General features: G+C 38.7%; 9 protein-coding genes. 6 read left to right on the forward strand and 3 right to left on the reverse strand.

Translation table 11 applies throughout. The features are described from left to right. Positions 1-16: 16 nt before the first annotated feature. A complete protein-coding gene (locus H7254_RS13410; RefSeq protein WP_301933451.1) occupies positions 17-1,243 on the reverse strand; it encodes a tyrosine-type recombinase/integrase in 1,227 nt (408 codons plus the stop codon). 665 nt (positions 1,244-1,908) lie between these two features. Here H7254_RS13410 and H7254_RS13415 point away from each other — a divergent pair. The 6 genes from H7254_RS13415 to H7254_RS13440 all read left to right on the forward strand — a co-directional run bounded on the left by H7254_RS13415 (position 1,909) and on the right by H7254_RS13440 (position 8,612). Continuing rightward, positions 1,909-2,772 (forward strand): glycoside hydrolase family 16 protein, encoded by an 864-nt coding sequence (locus H7254_RS13415; protein ID WP_301933452.1) that lies wholly within the window; start codon positions 1,909-1,911, stop codon positions 2,770-2,772. A gap of 150 nt (positions 2,773-2,922) precedes the next feature. Continuing rightward, positions 2,923-4,311: a sugar porter family MFS transporter gene (locus tag H7254_RS13420; protein WP_301933453.1), complete on the forward strand. Its 1,389-nt coding sequence runs from the start codon at positions 2,923-2,925 to the stop codon at positions 4,309-4,311. 417 nt (positions 4,312-4,728) lie between these two features. Then, entirely contained in the window at positions 4,729-5,754 is a 1,026-nt protein-coding gene (locus tag H7254_RS13425; protein WP_301933454.1) for a sugar kinase, read from the forward strand. Positions 5,755-5,765: 11 nt separating this feature from the next. Continuing rightward, positions 5,766-6,215, forward strand: a complete 450-nt coding sequence (locus tag H7254_RS13430; protein WP_301933455.1) for a YhcH/YjgK/YiaL family protein — start codon at positions 5,766-5,768, stop codon at positions 6,213-6,215. A 70-nt stretch (positions 6,216-6,285) separates the two neighbouring features. Beyond that, positions 6,286-6,948, forward strand: a complete 663-nt coding sequence (locus H7254_RS13435; RefSeq protein WP_301933456.1) for a bifunctional 4-hydroxy-2-oxoglutarate aldolase/2-dehydro-3-deoxy-phosphogluconate aldolase — start codon at positions 6,286-6,288, stop codon at positions 6,946-6,948. A gap of 407 nt (positions 6,949-7,355) precedes the next feature. Further along, positions 7,356-8,612 carry a sorbosone dehydrogenase family protein gene (locus tag H7254_RS13440; RefSeq protein WP_301933457.1) on the forward strand — a complete coding sequence of 419 codons (1,257 nt, stop codon included), beginning with the start codon at positions 7,356-7,358 and terminating at the stop codon, positions 8,610-8,612. A 104-nt stretch (positions 8,613-8,716) separates the two neighbouring features. On the opposite strand, the gene H7254_RS13445 is transcribed toward H7254_RS13440, so the two are convergent. Both H7254_RS13445 and H7254_RS13450 read right to left on the reverse strand, forming a co-directional pair. Then, complete coding sequence (locus H7254_RS13445; RefSeq protein ID WP_301933458.1) at positions 8,717-9,148, reverse strand: response regulator; 432 nt, start codon at positions 9,146-9,148, stop codon at positions 8,717-8,719. A 6-nt stretch (positions 9,149-9,154) separates the two neighbouring features. Then, positions 9,155-13,276, reverse strand: a complete 4,122-nt coding sequence (locus H7254_RS13450; RefSeq protein WP_301933459.1) for a PAS domain S-box protein — start codon at positions 13,274-13,276, stop codon at positions 9,155-9,157. Positions 13,277-13,912 lie beyond the last annotated feature (636 nt).

Here is a 13,912-nt window from a genome sequence, read left to right on the forward strand (position 1 = left end):
AATACACCGGCCTTTATCATTTTAAATCCAAACTGTCAAGTGGACTCACGATCTTTAATAAATCTTTATTGGTAGTATGCAGGTACCTTAGTGTTGTTTTAATGTCGTTGTGACCCAACAATTTTTGTATCATGGAAATATCTGTTCCCCTTTCCAATAAATGTGTGGCAAAACTATGACGCAGCGCATGGATGCTGCCCGGTTTGATGACGCCAGCCTTTTGTTTGGCTTGCTGAATTACTTCTTCCAAACTCCTGGTACTGTAAGTTTGTCCGGCTGCGGCACCTTCAAATAAATAACCCTGTCTTTTAGGCTTATATTTTAATGCGTATTCCCTTAACATCACCAGTAACACCGGGCTCAAAAGAACTACCCTGTCTTTTTTGCCCTTTGCACGTTCTACAAAAATGCTCATTCTCTTACTGTCAATATGGTAAGTTTTTAAAGCAACTACTTCACTCACCCGCAGGCCTGCGCTATAGGCCAGCATCAGCATAGCTTTGTGTTTTAAATTTTTCTGCGAATTGATTATGCCTGCTACCTCCTCCTGGTTAAACACCTGTGGTAATATAAGGTGTTTTTTGGGCCGGGGTATTTCCCAAAAAAACTTTTCCTTTCCCAATACTTTTTCATAATAAAACTTAATGGCATTGATTCTGCTATGTAAGCTATTTTCAGAAAGTTGTTGCTTCTCAAAACAATATACCAGGTATCTTCTCAAAACATCCGGCCCCATTTCGTCTGCTTTGTTATTTCCAATTGTTTTCAAAAACCGGGTCACTTCATCAAGATAAGTAACAATGGTGGAAGGACTATAAGCCTTTAATATAAGCCGCTCTTTCATATTGGGTAAAACATGGGCGTTGATGGCCGGTATCAACACCTGCTTTTGGGCTTTCACCCGGAGCTGTAGCGGTGCACTTTGGCGGGTAAAAGGTGTTTTATTACTTGCAACGGTTGCGTTTGCTTTTGTACTTACGGCACCCAGCTGGCCTGCTTTTTTCTTTTCAACCAGGTAGGCTCTCAAGGCAGTGTTATCAATTTGTGCTAATTCATTAAATACGCCTGCAACCAGGTTGTAAGCATCCCTGCTAAGCGGCACTTGCCAGCATTTGTAAGTCTTTGTCCATTGGCTGCCAGGTATTGATTTTACAGCCTTATTCAAGGGATTGCAATTGGTAAAATAAATACCAATGCATTCTTTCCCCTTGTATTGTAATGGTTGTAGTGTGACTGTTTCCATAAAAGTTGATTAAGATTATTTGAATGGTACAGGGGTAATTAACACAACCTTGCGTTGGCATTTTTCAGGTAGTCAATGGTCTTTTAATAGCTTCGCCCACTCTAACTCACAGGCATAGGTTTTGAAGCAAAAAACCTGATAGACTAAAATAAGTAAATTAATTAATAAAAAATATAAAAACTAAAAAAGCATAGTAAGTGGTTTATGAAAAATAAAAATTTATGGGCAGATAAAGATGTATTTTCTTTTTATAACGAAATGAGATCCGGTATTTTTTTTGCACAAATAGTAAATGTTTCGGCACATAAATTTATTACTTCCACCCAACTGCTTTATTTCGGTTGGGTGCAACCGATAAAGTTCTTGAAGTCATTTGAATACCCGCTGCCCAACAGGCTTTCTAACCGGCCTGGATTTTAAATTGCTGTTATATCCCAGGCCGGGATGCAGGGAATTATTAATTTAAAAACAAACCCGTAGCTTTCCAAATCAATACAAAGTAACATGCGGGAATTTAAGTACAACTGTCAGCAGCAAAAAATGCCACTAAAAAGAAGAGATATAATGCATGTGGCCGCATAGGATTTTTGGGTGCCGGTAAAATAATTGGTTAATAAAAATGGTATTGAAGAGAAGGGTAAATGACGTATAAATAAAATGTATCAATGAAGTATCATTCAGAAAAAAATAGCGTTCTATGGATCGCTCTATTAATAATATTATGGACTCTGCAAGCCTGCAGCCATAAAATAATTCCTGTAAATAAAATGGATGGGTACAAATTGGTATGGGCAGATGAATTCAATACACAAGGTAAACCCGATTCCGCCAACTGGAGCTATGAAGAGGGTTTTGTACGCAATGAAGAATTGCAGTGGTATCAAAAGGAAAATGCAACCTGTAAAAATGGGTTGTTGATAATTGAAGCCGATAGACAAGAGATGCCAAATGCAGCTTATGATCCGGCAAGTAAAGACTGGCGCCGTAACAGACAAAATATACAATACACTTCGGCTTGTTTAATTACCAGCAAAAAACAAAGCTGGCTGTATGGCCGTTTTGAACTGAAAGCAAAAATTGACATCAGCAATGGCATGTGGCCTGCCTGGTGGACGCTGGGTGTTGACAAACCTTGGCCAGCAAACGGCGAAATAGATATCATGGAATATTACCGCAATAAATTACTGGCAAATATTGCCTGCGCCGGCGACAATGGAAAACCGGAATGGTTTAGCAATACATTCAATACAGATTCTTTGGGTGGCGCCAAATGGGCCGCCAAATTTCATGTGTGGCGGATGGACTGGACGGAAACATACATTGCCTTATACATAGATGATACATTGCTGAATAAAGTAAACCTTACTTCGCTGGTCAATAAAGATGGCAGTGGTTTTAATCCCTTTAAACAACCACACTACATGTTGCTAAACCTGGCTATTGGCGGCATCAACGGCGGCGATCCGGCCAATACCATCTTTCCTAAAAAAATGGAAGTAGATTATGTAAGGGTGTATCAGAAAAAATAATTGATACCTGTATGAATCCTGGTTTTATTATATCGTAATTTTTGTTTTAAAACCTATTAAATTATTTGTAAAGAAATTAAAATATGAAAATGTAAAATTATTCATCAACTTCAATAAATAAACCCTTAATCATTTTAACCAAATAATATAATGCAGGCAATCAGTTCATTACCCAATTCTTCTTTAAAAGGAGGCTACAATCTTTTTGTTATTTCATTAATCGCCGCACTCGCCGGGTTTATATTTGGCTTCGATACCGTTGTAATTTCCGGAGCTAATTTGCCCATAAAAAACTTATGGCACACTACACCTTTGTTTCATGGTTTCTTTATTATGTCGATGGCGTTGTGGGGTACGGTAGCAGGTTCTGTTTTTGGTGGCATCCCCACACAAAAATATGGCAGAAAAAAAGTGTTGTTGTGGATTGGTGTTTTGTTCAGTATATCTGCCATTGGCTCTGCACTGGCCCAGGGACCTTATATGTTTTCTTTTTTTCGTTTCATTGGCGGTGTCGGAATCGGCGTTTCATCCGTTGCGGCGCCCACCTATATTTCAGAAATTTCAACACCCAAAACAAGGGGCAGGCTCGGTGCCATGTACCAGTTTAATATCGTGTTCGGTATTCTGATTGCCTTCTTATCCAATTATTTTTTTAAAGGCATCGGCGGTGAAAACGACTGGCGCTGGATGCTGGGTGTAATGGCCGTTCCAGCGCTGATTTATACCATCATGGTTTTCAGAATTCCTGAAAGTCCACGCTGGTTAATATCCATCAAAAAAGATTTGGTGGCTGCAAAAGAAGTAATGCAAAGGCTGGGCATCAGCAATGCAGCGGAAGAAATTGCCACCATTGTTGTCAGTAACCAACATGAAACAAGTGCAGGTAAAACTTCCGGCTTTTTTAGTTCTAAATATAAAACAGTTATCTGGCTGGCCTTTATGATTGCATTCTTCAACCAATGGTCGGGCATCAATTTTATTTTATACTATGCGCCCGAAATATTGCAAAGAGCAGGTCTTGCTGCAAAAGATTCCTTGTTCAATTCCATTTCAATTGGTGGCATAAACCTTCTTTTTACATTTGTTGGTTTGTATTTAATTGACCGTGCCGGCAGAAAAACCCTGCTGATAATTGGTTCCATCGGTTATATCATCAGTCTTTCATTGGTAGCCTGGGCCTTTCATACAGGTGCAGGCGCAGGGTTTCTGTTAACTTTTATATTAATGTTTGTGGCATCGCATGCGGTGGGGCAGGGCGCAGTAATCTGGGTATTTATTTCAGAAATTTTCCCTAATAAAATCCGTGCTACCGGGCAGTCTTTTGGGGCAAGTGTACACTGGGTTTTTGCCGCCATTATTACATTAATTACACCCGTTTTTTTAGATAAAGACAACGGTATTTTTAAAAACAATCCCTGGCCCATCTTTGCCTTTTTTGCATTTATGATGATATTGCAACTGGTATGGGTGTTAACCAAAGTGCCTGAAACAAAAGGAGTATCGCTGGAGGAACTGGAAAAAAGATTGATAAAAGAATAAAATATTTTATGGAGCGGGCTTCAGTTCTTTGTGGCATCATCGTTGTGTCACTCCCTTTTACTTTTTGTTTTTTATGGCGGCAGGCAGCGGTTCAATGATCAAAATTTTAGTAACATCCGCAGCAATTTATTTCAATCACCATCCTCAATAATCATCCATTGCCTGGGTGGTAAAATGTTGCTGAATTAACAAGCAAAATAAGTTGTATTGTTATTTTAAAACCCGGATATTCAATTTTTAAAAATGGGCACACTGTCTTTTTATGATAGCCCGGTTTAACATGGATGGTGACAGTAGCCACCGGCAATGGAAACCAACATAAAATTTAAATCTTCGTAACATCGTATTGAGCCATGAAACAGAATATGTTTATTTTTATCCTGTTTTATAAAAAAAAGTTTAGTTTAAAAAAAAATTATGTCAAAAAAAGTAGTAACACTTGGAGAAATTATGTTGCGTTTATCAACTCCGGATTTTAAGCGCTTTGTACAGGCCGATACATTTGATATCACCTATGGTGGCGGCGAAGCCAATGTAGCAGCGGCTTTATGCAACTATGGTTTAAACGGAACTTTTGTAAGCAAAGTGCCCGACAATCCCGTTGGCCAGTCGGCCATTAATCACCTGCGGCGTTATGGGGTAGATACACAATTTATTGTACGGGGCGGCGACCGGCTGGGTATTTATTTTTTGGAAACAGGTGCATCCATGCGTGCCTCGCAGGTAGTATACGATCGGTCAGGAGCATCCATCTCAACTGTTGATATTGAGGAATTTGATTTTGACAAAATATTTGAAGGTGCCGTATGGTTTCATACAACCGGTATTACACCGGCATTAAGCAATAAAGCTGCCGCATTAACCGAAGCTGCCTTAAAGGCGGCCAAAGCAAAAGGCATTACCACCAGCATTGATTTAAACTATCGTAAAAAATTATGGACCAAAGAAAAGGCACGGGAAGTAATGACAAGGCTTTGCCAGTATGTAGATGTATGCATCGGTAATGAAGAAGATGCCGATACAACCCTGGGTTTTAAAGCAAAGGATACCGATGTAACAAAAGGCGAACTGGATCTGGATGGTTTTAAAGATGTGTTTAAACAAATGAAAGAAAAATTTGGATTTAAATTCATCGCTTCTTCATTGCGGGAAAGCCACAGTGCCAGCGACAATGGCTGGAGTGCTTTGGTATATGATGGCAATGAATTTTATCATACTAAAAAATACAATGTACGGATTGTGGATAGGGTGGGCAGCGGCGACAGCTTTGCCAGCGGGCTCATTTACGGATTGGTAAGCGGCATGCCCATGGCCGAAGCAGCAGAATTTGGTGTGGCAGCAAGTGCTTTAAAACATACCATTCCCGGCGATTTAAACCACGCCACTTTAAGCGAAGTAAAAGAATTGATAAAGGGTGATGGCAGTGGCCGTGTACAACGTTAAAAAAACAAATTATGATTATAGATACCTTACAAAATGCATCCCGATATCTTAGTGTGCATCCCTTAGTTGCAAAAGCATTTTCTTTTATCACGGAAACTGATTTGCCAAATGCCGCTGATGGAAAATCCGACGTGACAGATGGTCTGAAAGCCATTTTTAGCAAAGCTTCGGGAAAAACAGCAGCAGCAAGCGTGGCCAAATTTGAGTGCCACAATCAAAATATCGACATACAACTTTGCATTGATGGAGTAGAAACTTTTGGATGGAAGCCAAGAGAAAAATGTGTACTGCCCAACGGCAGTTACAATGCAGATAAAGATGTTCAGTTGTATTTTGATACGCCGGATACTTTTTTTCAATTAACCAATGGGCAGTTTGTAATTTTTTTTCCTGAAGATGTGCATGCGCCCATGATTGGCGAAGGCGAAATAAAAAAATTAGTCATCAAAATAAAAATTTAATTGATAGCCCGGCTATTTACCGGTAATAAAAATAATAACAGGCTTCAGCCTTTTATAAACCATTTAATATATGAATAAAGTTCAGCAGATAACAGATGCCATTGTGCAACAGGGCATACTTCCTTTATATTTTCACCCCGATGAAACAACCAGTATTGAAGTGTTGAGGGCATTGTACAATGCAGGCGTAAAGGCAGTGGAATATACCAACCGTGGCGAAGCAGCCTTCAGCAATTTTAAAAAAATGGTGGAAGTAAGAAATGTTGAAATGCCTGGTTTATTACTCGGGATAGGTACCATTAAAAACAGGCAGCATGCAACGGATTACCTTGCTGCTGGTGCAAACTTTTTGGTAAGCCCGGGTTTTGTAAAAGAGGTAGCAGACCATGCGGTAAGCAACGATATTTTTTATGCTCCCGGTTGTATGACGCCTACAGAAATTATTGCTGCTGAAAATGCAGGCTTAACCTTTATTAAACTTTTTCCAGGCAATATGCTGGGTACAGAATTTTTAACAACCATCAAAGATATTTTTCCAAAACTGTTGTTTATGCCCACCGGTGGTGTTGACGCAACCAAAGAAAGTATTGAGAGCTGGTACAAGGCAGGCGTATGTGCAGTAGGCATGGGCAGCAAATTAGTGAGTAAAAAATTAATGGAAACAAAAGACTATGCGGGCATAGAGAAGGCTACAAAAGAAGTGCTGGAAATAATCGCTTCTGTAAAAAAATAGACCAGCAGCAAAGCTTCAACAATTTGAAAGCTGTGTTGACTATGGCAACTATGGCATTAGTTTTATTCTCCAAACTTTGCTTTGTTAATTTTTAACCTACTGCAATTGGCAGCGTTGTAAAGCATTGTGGTTTGTGCAAAACAGTTAATTGCTAAACAGATGGTCAGCAGCGAAAAATAAAAAGAAAATGATTTTTTATGTAGAATTTTTTAAAAAATTAAATAAAATGGGAGGTCGTTTTTGAACGATGCTGAGCAGGAAGCAGACCTGCTATTTTAAAAAATAGGAGTGCTGTTTTTGCCGGATATTTTTTAAACAACTATATCGGTCAGCAGCTTTATAAATTCAATAAGCATACTGAAATTTTTTACACCCTATCTTTACCCTTTAAAAATAAGATCAACTACATGAAAAATTTATTCTTGCATACCAGTTGTTTGCTTGCCCTGCTTTGTGTTTCACCAGTGCTTTTTGCCAATAGCAGCGATACCGCTTTCATTAATATAACAGATACAGTTACCGATGCCGGATTGCAGCTTCCTGCCGGCTTTACCGCTTCTATTATTGCAAGCGGGCTGGATGGTGCACGCCATTTGGCCATTACCAAACAAGGGGGTATTTATGTAAAACTAAGCCGCTTAAAAGATGGCAAAGGCATATACTATCTAAAAGATACCAACGGTGATGGATTGGTGAAAGTGCAATATGGCTTTGGCAATTATCCCGGTACGGGCATTTTTATTAAGAACGGTTATTTATATGCTTCCAGCAACGAAGATGTATACCGGTATAAATTAAATGGCAGGGGAGAAGTGATTGCCCCCAGCCAACCTGAAAAAATTGTAGAGGGTTTGGTGAACCGTAACAGGGACAATTCAAAATCAATTGCAGTGGATGATAACAATAACCTCTACGTAAATTGTGGCTCTTACAGCAACAGTTGTTTGGTAAATATTGGATCGTTAAAAGCACCCATGCCTTGCCCTTTGCTGGATTCAGTTGGCGGGATTTGGAAATTTAAAACCAATCAATTAAACCAGGGTTATAAAGACGGTGTTCGCTATGCCACCGGGTTTAAAAATATTGTGGGCCTCAACTGGAATAGCCATACGCATTCCTTATTCATCATGCACCACGGCCGGGATCAGTTTCACGACCTGTATCCACAATTGTACAGCGAAGAAAGGGCAAACAGTCAGCCTGCGGAAACCATGTATGAATTGCACCAGGGCAGTGATGGCGGATGGCCTTATGTGTACTATGATAACAAACTGCACAAAAAAATAGTATCGCCGGAGTATGGAGGCGATGGGGTAGAAGAAGGTGGAGCAATAATACAGAACCCGGTGGTTGATTTTCCTGCTCATCTTGCACCCAATGGCCTGTTGTTTTATACCGGTAAACTATTTCCTGCAAAATACAGGCAGGGTGCTTTCATTGCATTTCATGGCAAGTCGCCCGAAATGAAAAAGGGCTACCTGGTGGCTTTTGTACCCTTTACAAAAAACAAACCTTCCGGCGAATGGGAAATTTTTGCAGATCATTTTGCCAGCGATCCCGCCAGTCAGCCAAAGCCATGTGGTTTGGCCCAAGGCCCCGATGGCAGCATCTATGTAGCGGATGATGCTAAAGGAAATATTTACCAGGTAGGGTATAAAAGATAAAGGGTTACTTTGTTCGCTGCGCTGTTTTATTCAACCATACAGCATGTTTGCAAACACATTTAAAAGTTGATGGCTTCCGGCAGGTAAAAGGTACAAACCATCCCTTACTTTAGTGCGGGCAGCTTAACAATATTTATCCAGAAATCTTCAATCTTTTCTATAGCAATAATAAAATCCCGCACATCCACCGGCTTTATTATATAACAGCTTGCATAGTGTTTATAAGATTCTATCACATCTCTTTCTGAACTGGAAGTTGTAAGTATAATCACCGGAATCTGCTTCAGATGTTCCGCAGTTTTAATATATTCCAGTACCTCAAATCCGTTTCTTTTGGGAAGATTTATATCCAGTAAAACCAAGTCAGGCACTTGTACATTTTGAAACAAACCTTCCCGGTTTAAAAATTGAATAGCGGCATCGCCGTCCTTTACCACACTCAGTTTGTTACAGATTTTTCTTTCTTCCAATGCTTCCGTGGTTAATACAATATCCCCTTCATTATCCTCCACCAGTAAAATGTGAATTGATTTCATGGTTGTTTAGTTTTTATATTTTGGTATGGTAAAATAAAAGGTACTTCCCTTCCCCAATTCAGACTCAACCCATATAGTGCCACCTATGTTGTCAATAATTTTTTTTGTAACCGCCAGCCCAATGCCTGTGCCTGAATATTCATTCATATTGTGCAGACGCTGAAATATAACAAAGATTTTATTAAAATATGCTGCATCAATTCCAATGCCGTTATCCGCAACTGAAAACTGCCATAGACTGGTTAACTCCTTTGAGCCGATGGTAATTTGAGGTACAGCGTTCTGCTTCTGGTACTTTAGTCCGTTGTGAATCAGGTTTTGAAAAACCTGCCTTACCGGGGTCAGTGGAATTATTAAAACAGGCAAATGACCTGTATTGATAATAGCTTTTTTTTCGGATATAATTTTATTTTGATGATCTATAATTTCAATCAACAGGCCGTTTAGGTCAACTTCTTCCCATTCGCTTTCTTTTCGGCCAACAAGTGAAAAGTCAAGCAGGTCCAGGATAATCTGGCGCATTCGTTTTGCGCCGTTTACTGCAAAATCAATATAACTTTTTCCCTTTTCATCCAATACAGGTCTGTATTTCAAGTCAATTTTTGTTAAAAAACTGGTCACCATGCGCAGAGGTTCCTGCAGGTCATGCGAGGCAACGTATGCATATTGCTCCAGTTCTTTGTTAGAGATAGCCAGTTCATTGGTTTGTTTTTGCAGATTTTCATTTAATTCAATTAAAAGTTTTTCAGACCATTTGCGTTCTGTGATATCCTTAAAATAAACAGACAGTCCGTTGGAGGAGGGATATGCGCTTACCTCATACCAGGTGCCGGTGGCTTCTGTAAAATTTTCAAAATGCTGGATGGTATTTGCACTTGCTGCAAGATGAAAATATTTCCAGGCAGGCCGGTTTTTTACACTTGGAAAAACCTCCCATATATTCTTTCCAATGATTTCTACCCTGGGTTTATTTTGCATTTCTTCAGCCCTTTTATTCCAATAGGTTACTACCCAGTTTTTATCCAAAGTAAAAAAAGCATCGCCGATACTTTCAAGAATATTGGCTTTTTCTTCCAGCACATTAATAAAAGACAGTTCAGCTTTTTTACGCACATCAATATCCTGGAAAGTACCAAATAAAAGTACGCATTTACCATTAAGCATTTCGGCCTGTCCAATTCCCCTTATCCAACGCTCATTTCCTTCAGCAGTTATTATCTGTAATTCCATATCCCATGCAGTGCCCGTTTTTATTGCGTCCGTAAGAACAGCTGTAATTCTTTCCCTGTTAATACCCTCTTTATAAAAATTAATTCCAGTTTCCTTAGTAGGAATAAAATCATCACTTACTCCAAAGATTTCTTTTGTAATTTTTGAAAAATACACGGTATTTTTTATCATATCTACTTCCCAGCTTCCAATACGAGCCAGGTTATTGGTTTTATCAAGCTTTTCTTCAAGGCTTTTTTTCTCTGTAATATCTTTGGCAACAGCAAACACATGCCCTTCTGGCGATGGTGTTGAACTCCAGCATAACCATTTTATTTTTTCTGTTTTTGTAACAAAGCGGTTATCAAATTGCAGCGTTGTATTTCCAGTCAGCAGTTCATGGTTTACTTTTAAGGTGTTCGCCCTGTCATCGGGATGAACAAATTGGAGAAAAGGCACAGACAGCAATTCCTGCTGGCTATACCCAAGCAATTCACTCGCAGCTGGGTTTATTTTTGTAAAAAATCCTTCTTTATTGATTATGCAAATTATATCGGGTGCAAAGCTGAATACCTGATCCAGTTCCTGTTCTAACTGCTTTCGTTTAATTTCTGCACCCAATAGTAAGCAAACATTTTCAAATAGTTGATTGAAGGAGCCGGGCCATTGTTCATCTTTATTTAAACCCAGTACCAATACCCCAATTACTTCGTATTTACACAATATGGGAAATGCATATACGCAGTGCAGGCCCACTTTTTTTGCAGCTTCTTTACGAACAAAATCCTGCTGCTGCCCCACATTATTCCAGCATTGTGAAGTAACCGATTCCCATGTAATACCAGGCAAACCCTGTCCTTTTAGAAAATTTTTGATACCACCACTTTCGCCGTAAAATAATTGTGCATTGGCTGTTGTTGCAAAGCAGGCAGCAAGGTTAATTTGCTTTTTTTCAGCATCCACCAGCCAGCTTTCGGCCATACTAAATGATCCGAATTGTACTATTTTTTCAAGTACTTTTTCCAGTTTTTGGTTCAGTTGTGCAGTTTCTAAAAAAACCTGGCTTATTTCAGCCATCAGTTTTTTTTGCAATTCATCGTTTTTCTTTTCTGTCACATCTCTTTCAATGGATATCCAGTTCCTTACTGATCCTTCCGCATCTTTTATCGGAATGAGAAATATGTTGATCCAGAACGCTTCGCCATTTTTTTTATATCCGATAGCAGTTACTTCACAACCTTCTTTTCTGAGGATAGAATCATCCAGCAGTTTCAATACCGCCGGGTCTGTTTTTGGCCCTTCCAAAAAGCGGGACGGCCTGCCAATCACTTCCTCCGCTGTATAGCCCGTCATATTTGTATACGCACGGTTTACATACGAAATGCGTGGAACCGGGTAACCAGCCTTTTCAGTTTCTGTAATTATAATTGCATCATTTGAGTTGGTAATTACAGATTCAAGTAACTTAAGCCGGTTTTCTTCTTCCTTTTTTTTGCTGATATCCTGCATGGCACCCACCATTCTTATTGCTTTTCCATTCCCGTCTCTTATTACAAACCCCCTGTCAACCGTAAAAGCATAGTTGTCATCAGCTTTTAAAAATCGGTATTCATCCATCCAGTTTTCTCCGCTACCTGCCATTACTGCACGTTGTTTTTTTAGCACCCTGCCGATGTCTTCAGGATGTACATGGTTTGTCCAGAAACAATTATCCGTCATAATTTCTTCTGGCAGATAGCCAAATATGTTTTCAATCCCGGCACCCCAATACATTGTGTCATCAATAATATTCCAATCCCAGATAGCATCTGAAGTTGCTTTTGTTACGTATTGAAAACGCTGATTGTTTTGTTCAAGTTCTTTTTCCTTTCTTTTTGTTTCGGTAATATTTCTTATAAAAACAGAAATGCCGCCTGCCGATGGATACACATGATTTTCCTGCCAGCTATCCAGTGGCTGATAATAATCCTGGTTCCATTGGTATTGTTTCTCTGTCATTACCTTATGAAAAATATTGTATATTTCAGTATCAACGATATCTGGAAATACCTCCCACACATTTTTGCCAATCAGGGATTCAGGATTTTGTTGAATCAATTCTCCCGCAGCTTTATTGATATAAGTATAACACCAGTTTTCATCCAATGAAATAAATCCATCCTCTATTCGCAATAAAATTTCTTCAATACTATTTTTAGATTTTAACAGTTCGCTTGTTCTGTCGAATACTTTTTGTTCCAGTTCCTGGTTCAGTTTTGCAAGGCTATCCGCGGCCACTTTCTTTTCAATAAAATCAAGCCAAACTTTCCAGATAAAAAATGCCAGTAAAGTAATGATGCATATAATTACCGATACCAATACTTTGTTAAGAACACTTAATTTTTTTTCATTCATCCACCTTCGCTGATCAAGCAAAATGTTTTCAGTGGCTTGTATTTTATCAATCAATACCCTTATATTATCCGTGTATAGTTTGCCCAATCCTGATGCCACTATGGCTTGCGCCCTGGCAGGGCCTTTTTCTTCAAACGCAAGTAGAATCTGGTCAGAAAAAGCTTGTCTTTTATTGATGTAATAATACAATGAATCAACGCGTGTTTGCTGAATGGGGTTACCGTCAGTAAGTATTTTTAGATGGCCAAGTTCTGTAAAAAGTTCCTTTTTGGATTTTATCAGCGGTTCTTGAAAAGTCTTTTGTCCGGTAATTATATATCCTCTTACGCCGGTTTCATTGTCTAGCACAGCCTTTATTAATTTTTCTGTATGCAACAATATTTTTTCTGTTTGTGATACCCTGCCAGCCGTATCATTGATATCTTGCGATTGAGAAATTGATACAGAAATAACAATTACAATTGCCACCAGAAGCAATGTAATAACTAATAACAGTAATCGTCCGGTATTTGACTTTTTTTTCAAAAGGATAATTTAAGCAGCTTCTGTAATTTAAAGGTTTTCTTCTAAATACCAGCTGATTAAAATAATTCGGTGGCATAAAATGGAAACAGTTACCCGATGAGTTATATTAGATTATATTGAAGCCATTATTTTTTTATTGGCTGCTCTACCCTTGATATTGATTAAGGCATTTCCATTTTCGATCATGGTCTTTATTACCGCCCACATCATTCTAGAAAAGATTACAGAAATTATATATTGAAAAGGCGTTTGAACTAAAAATAGTGACATCAAAAATTTACAGCATAAAATATTTTGCGGTGTTACTTTTTTGTTGCAAGGCTCTATTTATTTAATAAGCTTTGCCAAAGCATTTGGTGAGCGTAACAAATAAAAAATCTCCGAAGAAATTTTAAAACAGCCGGGCAAGATGTGGCTGTTAAAAGCAAGCCTGTTTAGCGCCGCAACTATTTTGCTTTGGTAAAAAAAGATGAATGGCGGTTAAGTATGCGTGTTGCAATAATATTTTAATAAGCAGGGACAGTCGATCTATTTTGTATACAATAACCTCACATCTATAGCTGACATGGAACGATATTATTTTAAAACACAGGTTAATGGGTATAAATATTTTCAGGAGCTAAATACAATGAAATA

Origin of the sequence: Ferruginibacter sp., assembly GCF_014377975.1 — a bacterium.
GTDB lineage: Bacteria > Bacteroidota > Bacteroidia > Chitinophagales > Chitinophagaceae > Ferruginibacter.

Bases quoted from the DNA above. Each gene is read 5' to 3' on its own strand.
- H7254_RS13420 (WP_301933453.1), top strand. From the start codon at position 2,923: ATGCAGGCAATCAGTTCATTACCCAATTCTTCTTTAAAAGGAGGCTAC.
- H7254_RS13425 (WP_301933454.1), top strand. From the start codon at position 4,729: ATGTCAAAAAAAGTAGTAACACTTGGAGAAATTATGTTGCGTTTATCA.
- H7254_RS13415 (WP_301933452.1), top strand. From the start codon at position 1,909: ATGAAGTATCATTCAGAAAAAAATAGCGTTCTATGGATCGCTCTATTA.
- H7254_RS13445 (WP_301933458.1), bottom strand. From the start codon at position 9,148: ATGAAATCAATTCACATTTTACTGGTGGAGGATAATGAAGGGGATATT.
- H7254_RS13440 (WP_301933457.1), top strand. From the start codon at position 7,356: ATGAAAAATTTATTCTTGCATACCAGTTGTTTGCTTGCCCTGCTTTGT.
- H7254_RS13410 (WP_301933451.1), bottom strand. From the start codon at position 1,243: ATGGAAACAGTCACACTACAACCATTACAATACAAGGGGAAAGAATGC.
- H7254_RS13435 (WP_301933456.1), top strand. From the start codon at position 6,286: ATGAATAAAGTTCAGCAGATAACAGATGCCATTGTGCAACAGGGCATA.
- H7254_RS13430 (WP_301933455.1), top strand. From the start codon at position 5,766: ATGATTATAGATACCTTACAAAATGCATCCCGATATCTTAGTGTGCAT.